The 13,685-nt window shown below is 42.9% G+C and carries 18 protein-coding genes; 12 read left to right on the forward strand and 6 right to left on the reverse strand.

Going from position 1 to position 13,685, the window contains the following annotated elements; translation table 11 throughout:
* Positions 1-20: 20 nt before the first annotated feature.
* The 4 genes from LI112_RS06685 to LI112_RS06700 all read left to right on the forward strand — a co-directional run bounded on the left by LI112_RS06685 (position 21) and on the right by LI112_RS06700 (position 3,218).
* Positions 21-1,373: a radical SAM protein gene (locus LI112_RS06685; protein WP_227190386.1), complete on the forward strand. Its 1,353-nt coding sequence runs from the start codon at positions 21-23 to the stop codon at positions 1,371-1,373.
* A 1-nt stretch (position 1,374) separates the two neighbouring features.
* Positions 1,375-1,518: a FeoB-associated Cys-rich membrane protein gene (locus LI112_RS06690; protein ID WP_005338378.1), complete on the forward strand. Its 144-nt coding sequence runs from the start codon at positions 1,375-1,377 to the stop codon at positions 1,516-1,518.
* 118 nt (positions 1,519-1,636) lie between these two features.
* Positions 1,637-2,722 carry an AraC family transcriptional regulator gene (locus tag LI112_RS06695; protein WP_005338376.1) on the forward strand — a complete coding sequence of 362 codons (1,086 nt, stop codon included), beginning with the start codon at positions 1,637-1,639 and terminating at the stop codon, positions 2,720-2,722.
* A 64-nt stretch (positions 2,723-2,786) separates the two neighbouring features.
* The gene (locus LI112_RS06700; RefSeq protein WP_005338374.1) at positions 2,787-3,218 is read left to right on the forward strand and encodes a winged helix-turn-helix domain-containing protein; all 432 of its coding nucleotides are present in this window, start codon (positions 2,787-2,789) and stop codon (positions 3,216-3,218) included.
* 33 nt (positions 3,219-3,251) lie between these two features.
* Here the strand turns inward: LI112_RS06700 and LI112_RS06705 are convergent, their stop codons facing one another.
* Positions 3,252-3,503 carry a helix-turn-helix domain-containing protein gene (locus LI112_RS06705; protein WP_005338373.1) on the reverse strand — a complete coding sequence of 84 codons (252 nt, stop codon included), beginning with the start codon at positions 3,501-3,503 and terminating at the stop codon, positions 3,252-3,254.
* A 171-nt stretch (positions 3,504-3,674) separates the two neighbouring features.
* Between LI112_RS06705 and LI112_RS06710 the strand changes: the two genes are divergently transcribed.
* Positions 3,675-4,013 carry a hypothetical protein gene (locus LI112_RS06710; RefSeq protein ID WP_226843641.1) on the forward strand — a complete coding sequence of 113 codons (339 nt, stop codon included), beginning with the start codon at positions 3,675-3,677 and terminating at the stop codon, positions 4,011-4,013.
* Between the two features lie 103 nt (positions 4,014-4,116).
* Here the strand turns inward: LI112_RS06710 and LI112_RS06715 are convergent, their stop codons facing one another.
* Complete coding sequence (locus tag LI112_RS06715; RefSeq protein WP_117440244.1) at positions 4,117-4,467, reverse strand: helix-turn-helix domain-containing protein; 351 nt, start codon at positions 4,465-4,467, stop codon at positions 4,117-4,119.
* A 227-nt stretch (positions 4,468-4,694) separates the two neighbouring features.
* Here LI112_RS06715 and LI112_RS06720 point away from each other — a divergent pair, with 227 nt between their 5' ends.
* The 7 genes from LI112_RS06720 to LI112_RS06750 all read left to right on the forward strand — a co-directional run bounded on the left by LI112_RS06720 (position 4,695) and on the right by LI112_RS06750 (position 8,587).
* Entirely contained in the window at positions 4,695-5,009 is a 315-nt protein-coding gene (locus tag LI112_RS06720) for a hypothetical protein (RefSeq protein WP_070090348.1), read from the forward strand.
* Positions 4,987-5,427 carry a sigma factor-like helix-turn-helix DNA-binding protein gene (locus tag LI112_RS06725; protein ID WP_070090347.1) on the forward strand — a complete coding sequence of 147 codons (441 nt, stop codon included), beginning with the start codon at positions 4,987-4,989 and terminating at the stop codon, positions 5,425-5,427. Before LI112_RS06720 ends, LI112_RS06725 begins: the two co-directional genes overlap by 23 nt.
* On the forward strand, positions 5,411-5,656 hold the full coding sequence (locus tag LI112_RS06730) for a helix-turn-helix domain-containing protein (RefSeq protein ID WP_005338364.1): 246 nt from the start codon (positions 5,411-5,413) through the stop codon (positions 5,654-5,656). The genes LI112_RS06725 and LI112_RS06730 overlap by 17 nt, the downstream gene beginning before the upstream one ends.
* 402 nt (positions 5,657-6,058) lie before the next feature.
* Positions 6,059-6,208: an SHOCT domain-containing protein gene (locus tag LI112_RS06735; protein ID WP_070090346.1), complete on the forward strand. Its 150-nt coding sequence runs from the start codon at positions 6,059-6,061 to the stop codon at positions 6,206-6,208.
* 65 nt (positions 6,209-6,273) lie between these two features.
* A complete protein-coding gene (locus LI112_RS06740) occupies positions 6,274-8,037 on the forward strand; it encodes a recombinase family protein (protein ID WP_227190387.1) in 1,764 nt (587 codons plus the stop codon).
* 49 nt (positions 8,038-8,086) lie between these two features.
* Complete coding sequence (locus tag LI112_RS06745) at positions 8,087-8,317, forward strand: 23S rRNA methyltransferase (RefSeq protein ID WP_227190388.1); 231 nt, start codon at positions 8,087-8,089, stop codon at positions 8,315-8,317.
* Positions 8,318-8,341: 24 nt separating this feature from the next.
* Positions 8,342-8,587 carry a DUF6061 family protein gene (locus tag LI112_RS06750; protein ID WP_021683568.1) on the forward strand — a complete coding sequence of 82 codons (246 nt, stop codon included), beginning with the start codon at positions 8,342-8,344 and terminating at the stop codon, positions 8,585-8,587.
* Positions 8,588-8,638: 51 nt separating this feature from the next.
* Here LI112_RS06750 and LI112_RS06755 read toward each other — a convergent pair whose 3' ends face one another.
* The 4 genes from LI112_RS06755 to LI112_RS06770 all read right to left on the reverse strand — a co-directional run bounded on the left by LI112_RS06755 (position 8,639) and on the right by LI112_RS06770 (position 13,673).
* Positions 8,639-11,281, reverse strand: a complete 2,643-nt coding sequence (locus tag LI112_RS06755) for an ABC transporter permease (RefSeq protein WP_227190389.1) — start codon at positions 11,279-11,281, stop codon at positions 8,639-8,641.
* A gap of 15 nt (positions 11,282-11,296) precedes the next feature.
* Complete coding sequence (locus tag LI112_RS06760; protein ID WP_006858253.1) at positions 11,297-11,968, reverse strand: ABC transporter ATP-binding protein; 672 nt, start codon at positions 11,966-11,968, stop codon at positions 11,297-11,299.
* A gap of 135 nt (positions 11,969-12,103) precedes the next feature.
* The gene (locus LI112_RS06765) at positions 12,104-13,003 is read right to left on the reverse strand and encodes a sensor histidine kinase KdpD (RefSeq protein WP_156058197.1); all 900 of its coding nucleotides are present in this window, start codon (positions 13,001-13,003) and stop codon (positions 12,104-12,106) included.
* On the reverse strand, positions 12,996-13,673 hold the full coding sequence (locus LI112_RS06770) for a response regulator transcription factor (protein ID WP_055269994.1): 678 nt from the start codon (positions 13,671-13,673) through the stop codon (positions 12,996-12,998). Before LI112_RS06770 ends, LI112_RS06765 begins: the two co-directional genes overlap by 8 nt.
* Positions 13,674-13,685: the final 12 nt, after the last annotated feature.

The following is a 13,685-nucleotide window of genomic DNA, read 5'->3' on the forward strand; positions in this document are numbered from 1 at the left end:
TAATCAGCAGACAAATGAAAATGAACATTATAGATTCAGTAAAAAATACAGCTTTTTCAGCAGCGGTACATACTGCATTAGAATATCTGGAAAAGAATCCGGAGGAAAATATTCCGAAAGCAATGCGGCTCATGGATCAAGTATTACCGGATGGTTGGTATGAGGGACAAAGGGCAGCATTTCGTAAGGCAATCGAAGAAAAAGGAAACTGGTATCAGTTGATTATGAAAGCATACCAGTTGGATGCAGGTGTGAGAAAAACATTTTTTCAGAATTTCATTGTTAATTCTGCCTTGAAAGGCTCCGCAATTCAAAATGAAGTTCGTGAGAAAGAAAATTGTAATGTTCCGTGGGCTATATTATTAGATCCAACGTCGGCGTGTAATTTGCACTGTACAGGGTGTTGGGCTGCTGAATATGGACATAAGCTAAACTTGAGTTTAGAAACGATTGATGATATTGTCACCCAGGGGAAAAAACTAGGAACCTATATGTATATATATACAGGTGGGGAACCGATGGTACGAAAAAGAGATTTAATTACTCTGTGTGAAAGGCATCCGGATTGTGAGTTCCTTTCTTTTACAAATGGAACGCTGATTGACGAAGAGTTTTGTATGGAAATGCTTCGTGTAAAAAATTTCGTCCCGGCGATTAGTTTGGAGGGATTTGAAAAAGCAAATGATGGACGCAGGGGCAAAGGGGTTTTTGAGAAAGTAATGCAGGCGATGGATTTATTAAGGAGATACAAATTGCCTTTTGGTATTTCTACCTGCTATACCAGTGCCAATTATGCGGATATTAGTAGTGAAGCATTTTTTGATATGATGATTGAAATGGGAGCAATGTTTGTCTGGTTCTTTCATTATATGCCAGTCGGTAATGATGCTGTTCCAGAGCTTCTCCCTAACCCGGATCAAAGAAGGATAGTCTATGAACGGGTAAGAGCATTTCGGAATACAAAGCCTATTTTCAGTATGGATTTTCAGAACGATGCAGAGTATGTAGGAGGCTGTATTGCCGGAGGCAGAAGCTATTTACATATTAATGCTGCCGGGGATGTGGAGCCATGTGTGTTTATTCATTATTCCAATGTGAACATCCATGAGTGCGGATTACTGGATGCACTGAAAAGTCCGATTTTTATGGCGTACCACGATGGGCAACCATTTAATAAGAATATGCTTCGTCCATGCCCTATGTTGGAAAATCCCAATATTTTACGGGAAATGGTAAAACGTACCGGAGCAAAGTCTACGGATTTGCAATCACCGGAGACGGTAGATCATTTGTGTGATAAATGCGAATTATATGCAAAGCACTGGCATCCTGTTGCAAATGAATTATGGGCATCTAGTAGGAAAGGAGACTAAGATGGTTATTACTGGAATCATCATTTTTGGAATTACTGTTTATGCAGTATGGGCTGTCCGAAAAGTTCGACGGGATCGTAAGAATGGTTCTTGTTGTGGCGGCAGTTGTTCGGGATGTATTGGAGAAAAGTATTGCAATAAGTAACCTTGATGGGAGCCGATGGCTATAGAGTCGTTGGCTCCTTTCCCATATTTGCACATCAGGGGAATTTAGAATATAATTCTAAATGGAGCGAAAAGCCTACTGATTGGAGCAGAATGGAATGAAGAAAAAGTATATAATAAAAAAAGCCAGAAAGTTATTGGTAGAACAGATAAATAGTCACCAGACGATAGTGAGGAACGATATGAACAATATAGAAACTATGTCAAATATGAAAGGTTTATCGGAGGTTATTCCAAAAGATAACGATGGTTACTGTACTATTTATAAGATGGATTGTGCCGATGGATTAGGACTTATGACCGTTTATCAGGTTTTTCCGGGAATCCAGCTTATTTATAATGATTTTGAGGCAACGGAATATGAATGGGAGAGTATCTTAGATAAAGATATTCTCGAAATTAATCATTGCAGGGAAGGTCGTGAGGGAAGTCGTTTATTAAGCGGTTCCTGCCTTTATTTGGGAGAAGGGGATCTGTCGATTCATACAATGGATAACTGCGCTTCGGAAATGTCTTTTCCTTTGAAGCATTACCGGGGAATTTCTGTGGTAATCAATTTAACTACAGTATCTAAAAATTCACCAGAGATTCTGATGGAGGCGGGAATTGATATTCTGGCGTTTAGAAATAAGTTCTGTGCATCCGGAGATTGCTTTATTATGCGGGCAAAGGACGAAATAGAGCATATTTTTTCAGAACTATATTCCATACCGGATTGTCTGCAAAAGCCTTATATGAAATTAAAGGTGCAAGAATTATTGTTGTTCCTTTATACAGTGGATGCAGCAAAAGAAAAGCAGAGAGAACGGTATACTTCACCTCATGTGGAAATTGTGAAAGAGATACATAAAAAATTGGTTTCCGATTTACAGAAAAGACCAACAATAGAAGAACTTTCAAAGGAATTTTTAATCAATACGGCTACTTTAAAAAATACTTTTAAGGGGATTTATGGACAGCCCATTGGAACTTATATGAAAGAGTATAGAATGAAACGAGCGGCAATTTTGCTTCGCCAGACACAGGCTACGATTGCGGAAATCTCAAATCAAGTGGGATATGAGAATCAAAGCAAATTCGCAACGGCGTTTAGAGATGTGATGAAAATAACTCCTGCAGAATACCGGAAACAGGACGAGGCACATCTTGGCGAGGATTTTTCTATTGAGGGCATAAGTATATAGGATAAAGTACAACGGGAAATAGCATATATGATTGATTTAGAATGTAAAAAGAAGGAGGGCTTTTGTGGGAAAAGTTTTAATAGCGGCTTTTGATGATAAGGACGAAATAGCATTTGACGAGTTGCTGTTGTTCTTAAAATCCAATAGCCATATAAAAGTAGTAAATGCTTTTCCCAATGATAGTTGTCTGAAATACGATAATCTGATAATAGATTCAAAATACAGGATGGTTGAGGCTGACGGGAAAAGCATTGAACTGACTAACTATGAATTTGAAATTTTATACTTGCTGGCACGACATCCCGGACAGGTATTTTCTAAAGAGCAAATATACAATCAGGTGTGGAAAGAGCCATATTACAGGGCAGAGGACAATGTAATGAGTCTGATTCGGAGAATACGAAAGAAAATTGAACCTGATCCGTCAAAACCAATTTATGTTTTGACAGTGTGGGGAATCGGCTATAAATTCAATAATGCAATAAAAAGAAAATAAGCGGCTGCTGTCAATTCTAAAAGACAGAGCCGCTTATTTTATGTCAGTAGCACCTAAAAGGTAGTCTGTTGATATATGAAAATAATTTGCAATAGCTACAATTTCATAGTCTGGCACAAAGCGTTTTCCTTGTTCAATTCTTAGGATTGTTAAATCTGTAAATTCAAACCCTTCTGTCTGTAATCGGGCGGCAAGTGTCTTTTGAGAAATGCCTTGTGCAGTACGCAGTTCTTTTAATCTATTTCCGATAATATTTTTTGAGTGTCCGTTCCAGTATATCTTCATTCTATCCCTCACTTCTAAAGTTGAAGTATTATAATTGATTTTACCGAGTTGGGATGCTAATATACTTCTAAAGATGAAGTTTTAGAAAAAATATGCTGAATTATTATAGAATGGCAACAATAAAGATATAGCAGCATGGCAGGAAATGCCGAGAGCGAAAGGAGTACCGATATGGAAAACGAAGTATGGAGTGAAATAAGCGCATTTTTGAATAATCTCCGATGTGGAGATGTGAGCAGAAAGTCTTATCTTCACTTTCCGGAACTGGAAGAAGCAGATAAGATCAGAAAGGTAAAAAAAGCAAATTTTGAGACAGAGATGAGAAAACTAAATGCAGAGCAAAGACAACAAATAGAGAATTATTTAGAAGCTGTGCAGCACTTGGCATTTATGGAAGAAGAACGGGCATACTGTCAAGGATATGTGGACTGTATTCAGTTGTTAGGTGGCTTGGGGGTATTGAATAGCAATCCGGAGATAGAAATGATGGTTTCAAAAATGAAAAAATAGTTAGATAAAAAGGCTCTTTCCAGTAACAAGGATTGAGCCTTTTCTGTGTCAGCAATTAATAAATATCAGCGGATATCGGAGTTTTATCAGATTTAGTCCAAAATTATTCCTTAACATCGTTACTGGCATTTAGATCAGGCTGCAGCATGGCAGTAGCAGTTGCCAGAAGAATCTGAAGCTGGTGTTCGTTGCAGTGTGTTAGTAGACGGAGTAGCTGCTTATATGTAGAACTATCGCTGTTCCCGTTTGGATAAACGTAATCATCTGCGGAAAGATTCAATAACCGCATGGCTTTACAGAACAATGACAGGCTTGGAGTACCTTTGTGGCGCTCTAAATCTCCGAGATAAGTAGGAGATACACTGAGCTTTTCAGCAAGTTCTTCCTGTGTCCAGTGCCGATCCATCCGGGCATTTTTTACCATTGTTGCAAAGAGTGTCTTGGAAATATCCATGTTTATTCACCTCCATAAATATAGTGTATTACCCTGTATTTAAAAAGTGAAAAGGGTGTGAGCTTGGTATTTTATGGGGGTTAAAACCTAGAAAGAGTATTCAAGTCCTTTTTCGGATTAAAAAAAACAAAATTCCGGAAAGGGTTATTTGAATACTCTTTTTTGTTTCTTTCCGGGATTTTGTTGGAGAGCAGAGTGGTTTTAAGGGAGAAATATGGGCGGCAGTTATGCCGTTTATTAGATATACAGCTAAAAAAATCTTAATGATTACTGCTCTGTCAAACACCCTTGCACCTATGGTAAAAACCTATATCAGAGCAGGGGTAATAATTGAATCAGTTATAGATTGCGTCCGATGGGCTTCGTTAGCCTGTCCGGGCGCATTTTATATATATGAAAATTTTTTGAAAAAATTTCTTCCCGAACCGAACATCGGGCATTACCCATTCGGGACTATGGATGAAAGGGAGATAGAAATTTCATCCATGTGCTGGTGGAAGGGGAAGGAGGTGAACTCTTATGGGGAAATCTTCTTCCAATGATGAACTGACGATTCGGAATCAGTTTGACCGGATATGCAAACTGGCGTTGAAAGGCGAAGCTGCTGATTATTATCGGCATATTGCTTATCGGCAGAAACATGAAGTGCTGTTTTCGGAGCTTTCGCAGAAGGAGCTGGACAGCATTTTTGGCGTAGACAAGTATACAGTGGAAAACAAGTGCTTCCGGGTACTTGGATATGACATTGAAGTAAAAGACACATTACTTGCGGAAGCAATACAGTCGCTTTCTGAAAACAAACGGAAGGTAGTGCTGCTGTCTTATTTCATGGATATGAGCGATGCAGACATTGCCAGAATGATGAATCTTGTGCGAAGCACAGTCTATGAGCATCGGAAACGTTCGCTGGAACTTATGAAAGAAATGATGGAGGAATATCAAAATGAGCAGGAAAAGTAGAAAAAATGAAGCGTTTGATCTGCCTTCTTTCCAGATGATTCGGGCGGCTTCAAACGGAGATATTGAAGCGATCAATGCAGTGCTGAAACACTATGAAGGTTACATAGCGGCATTGTCTACCAGAAAGATGTATGACGAGAACAGACAGGTTCATTACTGTGTAGACGAGACATTGCGGAGACGGCTTGAGACAAAGTTAATCACTAAGATTTTAGCATTTGAAATTTAGCTCGGAGTAAGCGGCAGAAAATATCCCTTTCTGTTTTTTGCTGTTTCGGAGCAGGTGTACCTTGACAATTTCATATTTTTCCTGCAGGACGCAGAAAACAGTGGAGCTGTGTGATGGATACGCCATGACTGCCTGTGTCTGGTACTTTGCGACATCGTGGCGCAAAGTTGCCGGACATTGAAAGCGAAGGAATGCCAGTTTGGGTATTGAAGTAAAGGCACGAGCGATAAATATCCGATCACAGGCAAAGTAACGGGGACTTTGTGCGAAGATACTGCTTTCTGATAATGAAACTTCCGGAGATAAGCTGCTCCGGTCCGAGAGGATGGTGTGATACCAATGAGGCTGTGCCCGGCAGCCGCCTGCAGGAGAGTATTATTTAGAAAGGGGTATCTGATATATATGGATAATAAAAAAATATTGAGATATAGTATGCAGCTATCTATGTTAAAGCAGTTGCTTTCTAAGAAGTTGATTAATGAAACTGAATATCAGGTAATACAAAAAAGATTAATGAAAGATTATGGTATCGTATCCAACATTACTGCTTGACGGTATATCTGTATTGTATTATAATATAATCAACGCTATGGTAGGAACACAAAAAGGAGGGCGAAATGGAAGTTGAATTGATTAAAGCACATGATTCATTTGACGGTTCTGCCAGACGGAAGATTGAGCGGTTGAGAGTGGCGGCTTATTGCCGAGTAAGTACGGACGATGAAGATCAGATAAAGAGTTATAACTCAATGGTTACGCATTATACAGAGTTAATTAAGAATAATAAAGAATGGATATTTTCAGGTATATATGCTGATAAGGCAATCACTGGGACAAAGGTTGATAAGAGAGAAGAGTTTCAGCGGTTGATTCAGGATTGCATGGATGGCAAGATAGATATGATTATTGCCAAAAGCCTTCCACGATTTGCCAGAAATACTCTGGACACATTGAAATATGTTCGTATGTTGAAAGAGAGAAATATTGCTGTTTATTTTGAGGTTGAGAAGATTAACACATTAAAGGACGGCGAATTTCTAATGACTATTTTAAGTTCTGTAGCACAGCAGGAAGTTGAAAATACTTCTGCTTATGTGAAAAAGGGCTTGAAGATGAAAATGAAGCGGGGGGAACTGGTAGGATTTCAGGGTTGTTTGGGATATGATTATGATGTGGAAACAAAATCTATCTCAATCAATGAGGAAGGCGCTGTGGTTGTACGGTACATTTTTGATAGATATGTGGCAGGAGCAGGCAGCACAATGATAGCCAGGGAATTGAATGAGCAGGGTCATCTGACAATTAGAGGAAATCCCTGGACTTCATCCAGTGTTATGGGAATCATTAATAATGAAAAATATAAGGGAGATATTTTACTTGGAAAAACCTTTACGGTTGATCCGATTTCAAAAAGACGCTTAGAAAATCTTGGAGAGGAAGATCGGTATTATATACATGATCATCACGAACCAATCATTACAGAGGAACAATTTGAACGGGCGCAGGAGATGAGAAGACGTAGAAACGGAAATCGGAAATGTGGAGTCACTCCTGGAAAACGTGAAAAATTTAGTCGGCAGTTTGCGTTTAGCTGTATGGTAGAATGCGGATTCTGTGGCTCTAATCTTTCTCGTAGGCGATGGCACAGTAGCTCTAAGTATAAAAAGACGATATGGCAGTGCGTTAAATCAACAAAAGAAGGAAAGAGATTTTGTCCGGATAGCAAAGGCATTCCAGAGCAGGTCATAGAAGAAGCATTTATTGAGTCTTATAGGATGTTGTGTAATGATAATAAAGATGTTCTGGAAGAATTTTTGAAGCGAACCGAGAAAGCACTTGGAGAAAATTCGGTTGAAGATCAGTTACATAAGCTGAAGAAAAGCATTGACAAGGTTTCTTTAAAGAGAAAAAAACTACTTGATAATTATCTGAAAGGCATTATTGAACAGGATATTTATGAGGAAACGGATGTAGAACTAAAAACTGAACTGACAAATGCAAGAGCAAAGCTGGAATATCTGCAGCAACAGTCGGATGAAAAGAGTTCATTGCAAAGGAGGCTTTCAGATTTCAAAAAAGCACTATCGCATAATGAGGTGCTAGAAGAATTTGACAGAGGAATATTTGAGAGTATAGTTGAAAAAGTAATAGTCGGCGGACTAGACGAAGATGGAAACAAAGATCCTTATAAAATTACTTTCATATATAAAACAGGATTTAAGAATGAAATTGGAAACGCAAAAGAAAGATTCGGGAAGTCATCAGGTATTGGAGACAAAGTGAAAAAAATGTGTTCCGATATAAGTGACGAGGTAAAGGGTGTGTGTTCCGATGTTAGTCTCAACACACGTGGAGACGGTTGTCTTGCTTTCCAAGGGTGAGGTCGACTCGAAAAAGATTCGGGTTGAGTTCTCTTTGGAAGATATGGATATGTCCGAATTTCAAGATGGGGCAACCTACACCCAGATTAAGGACTATGTGCTGGAGCATAGCGGGTTAAAGGTATCCAACCTGTATATCTCACAAATTAAGCGAAAATGTGGGATTGGGGTTGGTAAGAACTATAATTTGCCGAAGTCCGAGGATTCCAGACAGCCGCAGTGCCCACCGGAAAAAGAGAAAGCAATCCGAGAAGCATTCAAATATTTTGGGATAATCTAACATCCCGCAAAATGGAGGTTTCTTATGGATAGATTGATTTCTTGTGAGTTTAACATGGATACCGCTTGTGTGGAACTGAAATTTTTAGATGGCAGCATGATTGCCATTGATACCATCGCCGTGGAGAATGAGGTTGCTGACAATATGTATCAACGGTCAGAACTGGATTATCTAATCTACAATGATCCGGTTGGATATGCAGACTTGATCTTGAACGGTGATCCCGAAATTTATCTAAAAACTGTAACTGAATGTAAACCCTTAGATTAAAACTCAGCCCTCTGCCTTTTCCTTGGCAGAGGGCCGTTTTTTGCTTAACAGTTATTGAGCATCCCTTAATTGCTCTACAACACTGCATTTCGCTGCATTGTCATACATCATGCAAGGAATCAGCCACCCCAGCAGAAGAAATACCGGAATTGTCAGCAGGACAGGCAGAATGGTGAATCGATACTCAAAGAACCAGAACATACTGCCCAGCATTTTTCCTGCAAGAGGTCCCACCGCCAGCGACAGAATAAAGGCCGCCGCTACGGAGGACATTGCGTAAAACAATCCCTCGTAGATCAGCATGGTTTTGAGCTGCCGGTTCGTCATTCCTACAGCCTGAAGCACAGCAAATTCACGGCGGCGGGAAAGAATACCGGTCATCATGGCGTTGAAGAAATTTAAGAGTCCCACCAGCCCGATGATAGCACAGAGAATACCACCTATCAGAAGGAACATCTGCCGGAACTGAGCAAATTCAGAGCGAGCCGTGGCCTTGCTTTCATACATCAAGGGCGAAAACTCACCGGCAGTGAGCTTCGATAGATATTGCTCTGCTTCGGCCTCGTCAACTTCGTCCGCTGTGTCGAACAGGTAGAGCATCGGAATGGCTGCACCACCGCTGTCCCTCTGTGCGGTGTCCACAGACAAAACTACGTCATATCCAATACCACTATAACGATAACTCATGGAATTCGGAAGTTCTACCAAGGCGCAGACCGTGTACTCTACATCTCTGGCTCCATACAATTTTGCCTGAAAGTACTCCTCCGGTGTATCTTCGGTGAGTTCCCCGGTGCGGCTGTCGATATATTTCACATCGTCCGCATAGGTAACGGTGATCGTGTCTCCCACCTTGGGGTAGTATTCAAGATTGGGCAGATTACCGTAGTCATCTAAGGAAACCGCAATGGCAATGGCGTTATTGTCCGGCTCCAACATGGGAGAAATATCTCCGTCGAATACTTGCAGCTTGTCAAACAGACTGTTATCCAGAGCCTCGATTCTGGTATCTCCCATCACCATATTGCCCCGGTGCTCCAGACGGCTCATATGGCTGTCCAACTGCTCGGCGCTTTCGTACTTTGCATAGTCCTGCCGCAGAGCATTCTCCGTCATCCACAGGTAGGCGGGTTTTCGCACAGCATATCCCGTGCCGGAAAGACTGGCCTTTGTGTTTGCTGCGATCTCTTCGATTTGTTCCGGCGTGATGAATTCATCCGCCGGGTTGTAACGGAAATAGTCGGGCGTGCTGACGATAAAATCGGCGCAGGTCATGGCGGATACATACTTCTCCATGCTGAAGCCGCCCACAAAGGCACACAGCGCATTGAACAGTGTCACCGACAGTGCCAGAGACACCACCACCAGCACCGTCTTTTTCTTGTTTCGTCCCAGATTGGCAAAGGCCATCTGATGGAGCTTTGCTCCCCGGATGCTGCGCCGTTTTTTCTTGGTCTGCATCACATCCGTATATTTGGTAGCCTCCACCGGAGAGACCTTGGCTGCCATTTTTCCGGGCTTAGAACAGGACAAAAGCACCGTCAACAAGGCAAACAGCATGGACCCAAGGAAGATCACAGGCGAAGTGCTGATGGTGGTGATGCCTGTATCCAACTGGATGGAGTGCAAGACAACAGGTACCAGAACAGCGCCGATGCCGTAGCCCAGCAGCAGCCCTGCCGGAATGCCGATCAGACAAAGCAGAAGTGCCTGCTGGCGAATGATGCGTTTGAGCTGCCGGGGCGTTGTGCCAATGGTTTTCAGAAGTCCGTAAAACCGGATATCCCCTGCAACGGAGATCTGAAAAATGTTATAGATGATAAGATACCCCGTGAAAATCACCAGCAGCAAAAAAGCTGCTATGGCGATCACAAGTTCCGGATCAAGCTTCGACTCCAGCTGGGATGAGGTATATCCCCAATTGACGCCGATCCGGACGCTGTTGGGATCGGTATAGCTGTCCCATGTGTAACCAAGATCGGTATCCACCTGCTCCATCTGCCCTTGAATGTTTGTGCCGGAGGCCAGCATGACATTCAAATCGGTGCGGAAAGGCTGTAAACGTGTTTTTACTGCCTGCGCTTCGATGTCATCTGCGTAATCACGGCTGATGTTGATGTAATGAACAGGCATTAGTTCATCATAGTCCCAATAGCCTACCAGCGTAAAGGTATCTGTTACAGTAAAGGCGGTTTGATCCTTGTCCGTAATGGAATAGGAAACCGTGACCTCGGCGCCCAGCTCCGGCGTCACGCCAAGCAGCTGCAACGCTGCCGTATCCATGGCTACCTCTTTGCCGCTTTCGGGCATCCGTCCGGTAGTAGGGGTTGCATAGCTCCATTTAGTGCAGTTGGCATCCATGTAGCTGATCTCTGCCGGTACTTTGGCAAAGACCCCCTCCGCAGTGATACCGATTACCTTCCGTATCCCCGCAGCCTTCACCTTTGGGTGGGCAGCGATGCGTTCCGCCTGCTCGGGGGAAACATCCTTAAAGGTGCCGTGTGCATAGCCGCCTACCTGCCGAAACTGGTAGGTTTCATAGCTGGCGTTCAGTGACAAGACAATGGTGAACATGGACGTAAATAGCAGCGTTGTCAGCGCAATGGCAAAAATAGCGATCAGATTGCGGCGACGGTTCGCATAAAGAGATTTTAAGCTGAGCTTTCGAATACATTTTCTGTTTTTGACATTCATCGTAGCCACCTCCCGTTAGTTCTGGGAGACGATCCGACCATCTTCGATACGGATAATGCGGTCTGCCATCTGCGCAATTTCTTCGTTGTGAGTGATCATTACGATTGTCTGGGCGAACTTTTGACTGGTGACTTTCAAAAGGCTCAATACATCCTGGCTGGTTTTGGAATCCAGATTGCCGGTGGGTTCATCTGCCAGAATGATAGCGGGTGCTGCCGCCAGCGCACGGGCAATGGCTACCCGCTGCTGTTGACCGCCTGAGAGCTGATTGGGCAGCGCATCCAGACGATCATCCAGCCCAAGTGTCTGTACAATCTGCTGTACGAAATCCTTATTGACCTTGCCACCGTCCAGCTCAATGGGTAGAACAATATTTTCATACACATTCAGCACCGGAACAAGATTATATGCTTGGAACACAAAGCCGATTTTCCTGCGACGGAAGATGGTCAGCGCTTCCTCCTTCAGGGAGAAAATATCCTGTCCGTCCACCATGACCGTGCCACTTGTAGGGCGATCCAGCCCGCCCAGCATGTGCAGCAGCGTGGATTTGCCGGAGCCGGATGTGCCGACAATTGCAACAAATTCGCCCTTCTTTACACTTAAATCAACTCCATCCAACGCATGAACTGCGTTATTGCCGGAGCCATAAATCTTTTTCAGGTTTTTTGCCTGTAAAACTTCCATAAATGAGTACCTCCATGAAAAAATCTGTATGTATGAAAGGAAATGATCCTTTGATACATACAGATTATCGCATAGGAATCTTTCCACATTCTTTCCGGCGGAAAATGAAATCTAACAGTTTTGATAGAATTGTTGTTATTTCGGCAGAAATATGGAAAACGTACTTCCTTTTCCCGGAACGGAAGCAACCTTGATATAACCGCCCTCGCCGGATATGATCTGTCGGGCAAGGTATAAGCCGATGCCCACACCTTCTTGTTTCTGCACACTATTTGAGCGGTAAAAGCGAGCAAATATCTTCGCTTGCTCACTTTCCGGGATGCCTGAACCGGTATCCGATATATCGATCCTTGCAAACATTTCATAGCTTACGGCAGAAATAGTAATGGTGCCATGCTCTGTATATTTGATGGCGTTGTCTACGATATTAGCCAGCGCTTCCGCTGTCCATTTGAAGTCGAATACAGCAAAAGCATCGGTATCCTGCATTTGCAAAGACAATCCTTTTTCAGAAGCCTTGGCAGTATATTGTTCTACTACGCTTTCAAGCAGCGGCTGCAGCGCTGCTTGCTGAGGGGAGAGTGAAATGATCCCGTTTTCCAGTCTGGAAAGCTTTACGAGAGAATCGATCAGAAATCGCAGCTTTTCCGATTGTTTGTACAGCGCCTCCACATTTGCCTTCGCCGATGCAGGCAGAGTTTCCTCCATCAAAAGCTCGCTGTATAACAGCAGGTTTGCAATCGGCGTTTTTGTCTGGTGGGAGATGTCCGCAATCAAGGTTTTGATTTTGTCTTTTTCCTGCGCTATGTTTTGAGAAGATGCTTCTGCGGCGGAAAGATAGTGCGCAAACTTCGTTTCCAATGCAGATAGCTGGCTTTCATCAAAATTGGTTTCAGAAAAGGAGCCGGTCATGGCAGCGTCCAGCATTCTTTCGATTTCTTCCATCGTTTTTCTGGCCTTTCTCCGCTCCCATAACACAACAGCTGCCGCCGCCAGAAAACACAGCAGTATGATCACAATGCCGGTTTTATTCATCTTTTGTCACCCAGCTATAACCGATTCCATAGACGGTTTTAATGTATTTCTGTGCGCCAAGCTTATCCCTCAGACGCTTGATCGTAACAGACAAAGCATTTTCATCCACATATTCTGCGCCATCTGTCCAGACCCGGTCGACAAGGTCTCCACGGGTCATGGTTCGGCCTCGGTTTTCAACAAGCAGGCGCAGTAATTTTTGTTCTGTTTTACTCAATTCCACTTTTGAATCTCCCACATAAAAGGTCATAGCCTCAAAGTCAAAGTGAAATAGATCCATATGGATCGGCGCATTTTTATGGCTTGACGCTTGCTTTCGCAGTTGGGTATTCACCCTTGCCCGCAAAACCGAAAGAGAAAAGGGCTTGGTAATGTAATCATCAGCACCTCTCTCCAGTCCGTCTACGATGTCCAGATCGGTGTCGTTGGCAGTCAGCAGAATAACAGGAACTCCGGGTATGTTTTCCTTGACCTCCCGGAGCAGCTCAAGCCCACTGCCATCCGGCAGATTGATATCCAACAGGATCAGGGATACACCGCCGCAAAGCAATTGCTCTCTTGCCGCTTTTAGATCATGGCAGGATATAATCTGGCGGTCATCTGCTTTCAGCGCTTTGCATAAGCCTTGATTCAAGCCGATATCATCTTCAACAATCAGTAATTGCTCCATATATCTCACTCC

The organism is Blautia sp. 210820-DFI.6.14 (genome assembly GCF_020558815.1).
GTDB classification, from domain to species: domain Bacteria; phylum Bacillota; class Clostridia; order Lachnospirales; family Lachnospiraceae; genus Blautia_A; species Blautia_A obeum.

What these genes read in the sequence shown, in the direction of transcription:
- LI112_RS06695 (WP_005338376.1), top strand. Translation starts at nt 1,637, where the DNA reads ATGAAGAAAAAGTATATAATAAAAAAAGCCAGAAAGTTATTGGTAGAA.
- LI112_RS06770 (WP_055269994.1), bottom strand. Translation starts at nt 13,673, where the DNA reads ATGGAGCAATTACTGATTGTTGAAGATGATATCGGCTTGAATCAAGGC.
- LI112_RS06735 (WP_070090346.1), top strand. Translation starts at nt 6,059, where the DNA reads ATGGATAATAAAAAAATATTGAGATATAGTATGCAGCTATCTATGTTA.
- LI112_RS06705 (WP_005338373.1), bottom strand. Translation starts at nt 3,503, where the DNA reads ATGAAGATATACTGGAACGGACACTCAAAAAATATTATCGGAAATAGA.
- LI112_RS06725 (WP_070090347.1), top strand. Translation starts at nt 4,987, where the DNA reads ATGGGGAAATCTTCTTCCAATGATGAACTGACGATTCGGAATCAGTTT.
- LI112_RS06720 (WP_070090348.1), top strand. Translation starts at nt 4,695, where the DNA reads ATGCCGTTTATTAGATATACAGCTAAAAAAATCTTAATGATTACTGCT.
- LI112_RS06740 (WP_227190387.1), top strand. Translation starts at nt 6,274, where the DNA reads ATGGAAGTTGAATTGATTAAAGCACATGATTCATTTGACGGTTCTGCC.
- LI112_RS06765 (WP_156058197.1), bottom strand. Translation starts at nt 13,003, where the DNA reads ATGAATAAAACCGGCATTGTGATCATACTGCTGTGTTTTCTGGCGGCG.
- LI112_RS06745 (WP_227190388.1), top strand. Translation starts at nt 8,087, where the DNA reads ATGTCCGAATTTCAAGATGGGGCAACCTACACCCAGATTAAGGACTAT.
- LI112_RS06715 (WP_117440244.1), bottom strand. Translation starts at nt 4,467, where the DNA reads ATGGATATTTCCAAGACACTCTTTGCAACAATGGTAAAAAATGCCCGG.
- LI112_RS06760 (WP_006858253.1), bottom strand. Translation starts at nt 11,968, where the DNA reads ATGGAAGTTTTACAGGCAAAAAACCTGAAAAAGATTTATGGCTCCGGC.
- LI112_RS06710 (WP_226843641.1), top strand. Translation starts at nt 3,675, where the DNA reads ATGGAAAACGAAGTATGGAGTGAAATAAGCGCATTTTTGAATAATCTC.
- LI112_RS06755 (WP_227190389.1), bottom strand. Translation starts at nt 11,281, where the DNA reads ATGAATGTCAAAAACAGAAAATGTATTCGAAAGCTCAGCTTAAAATCT.
- LI112_RS06690 (WP_005338378.1), top strand. Translation starts at nt 1,375, where the DNA reads ATGGTTATTACTGGAATCATCATTTTTGGAATTACTGTTTATGCAGTA.
- LI112_RS06750 (WP_021683568.1), top strand. Translation starts at nt 8,342, where the DNA reads ATGGATAGATTGATTTCTTGTGAGTTTAACATGGATACCGCTTGTGTG.
- LI112_RS06730 (WP_005338364.1), top strand. Translation starts at nt 5,411, where the DNA reads ATGAGCAGGAAAAGTAGAAAAAATGAAGCGTTTGATCTGCCTTCTTTC.
- LI112_RS06685 (WP_227190386.1), top strand. Translation starts at nt 21, where the DNA reads ATGAACATTATAGATTCAGTAAAAAATACAGCTTTTTCAGCAGCGGTA.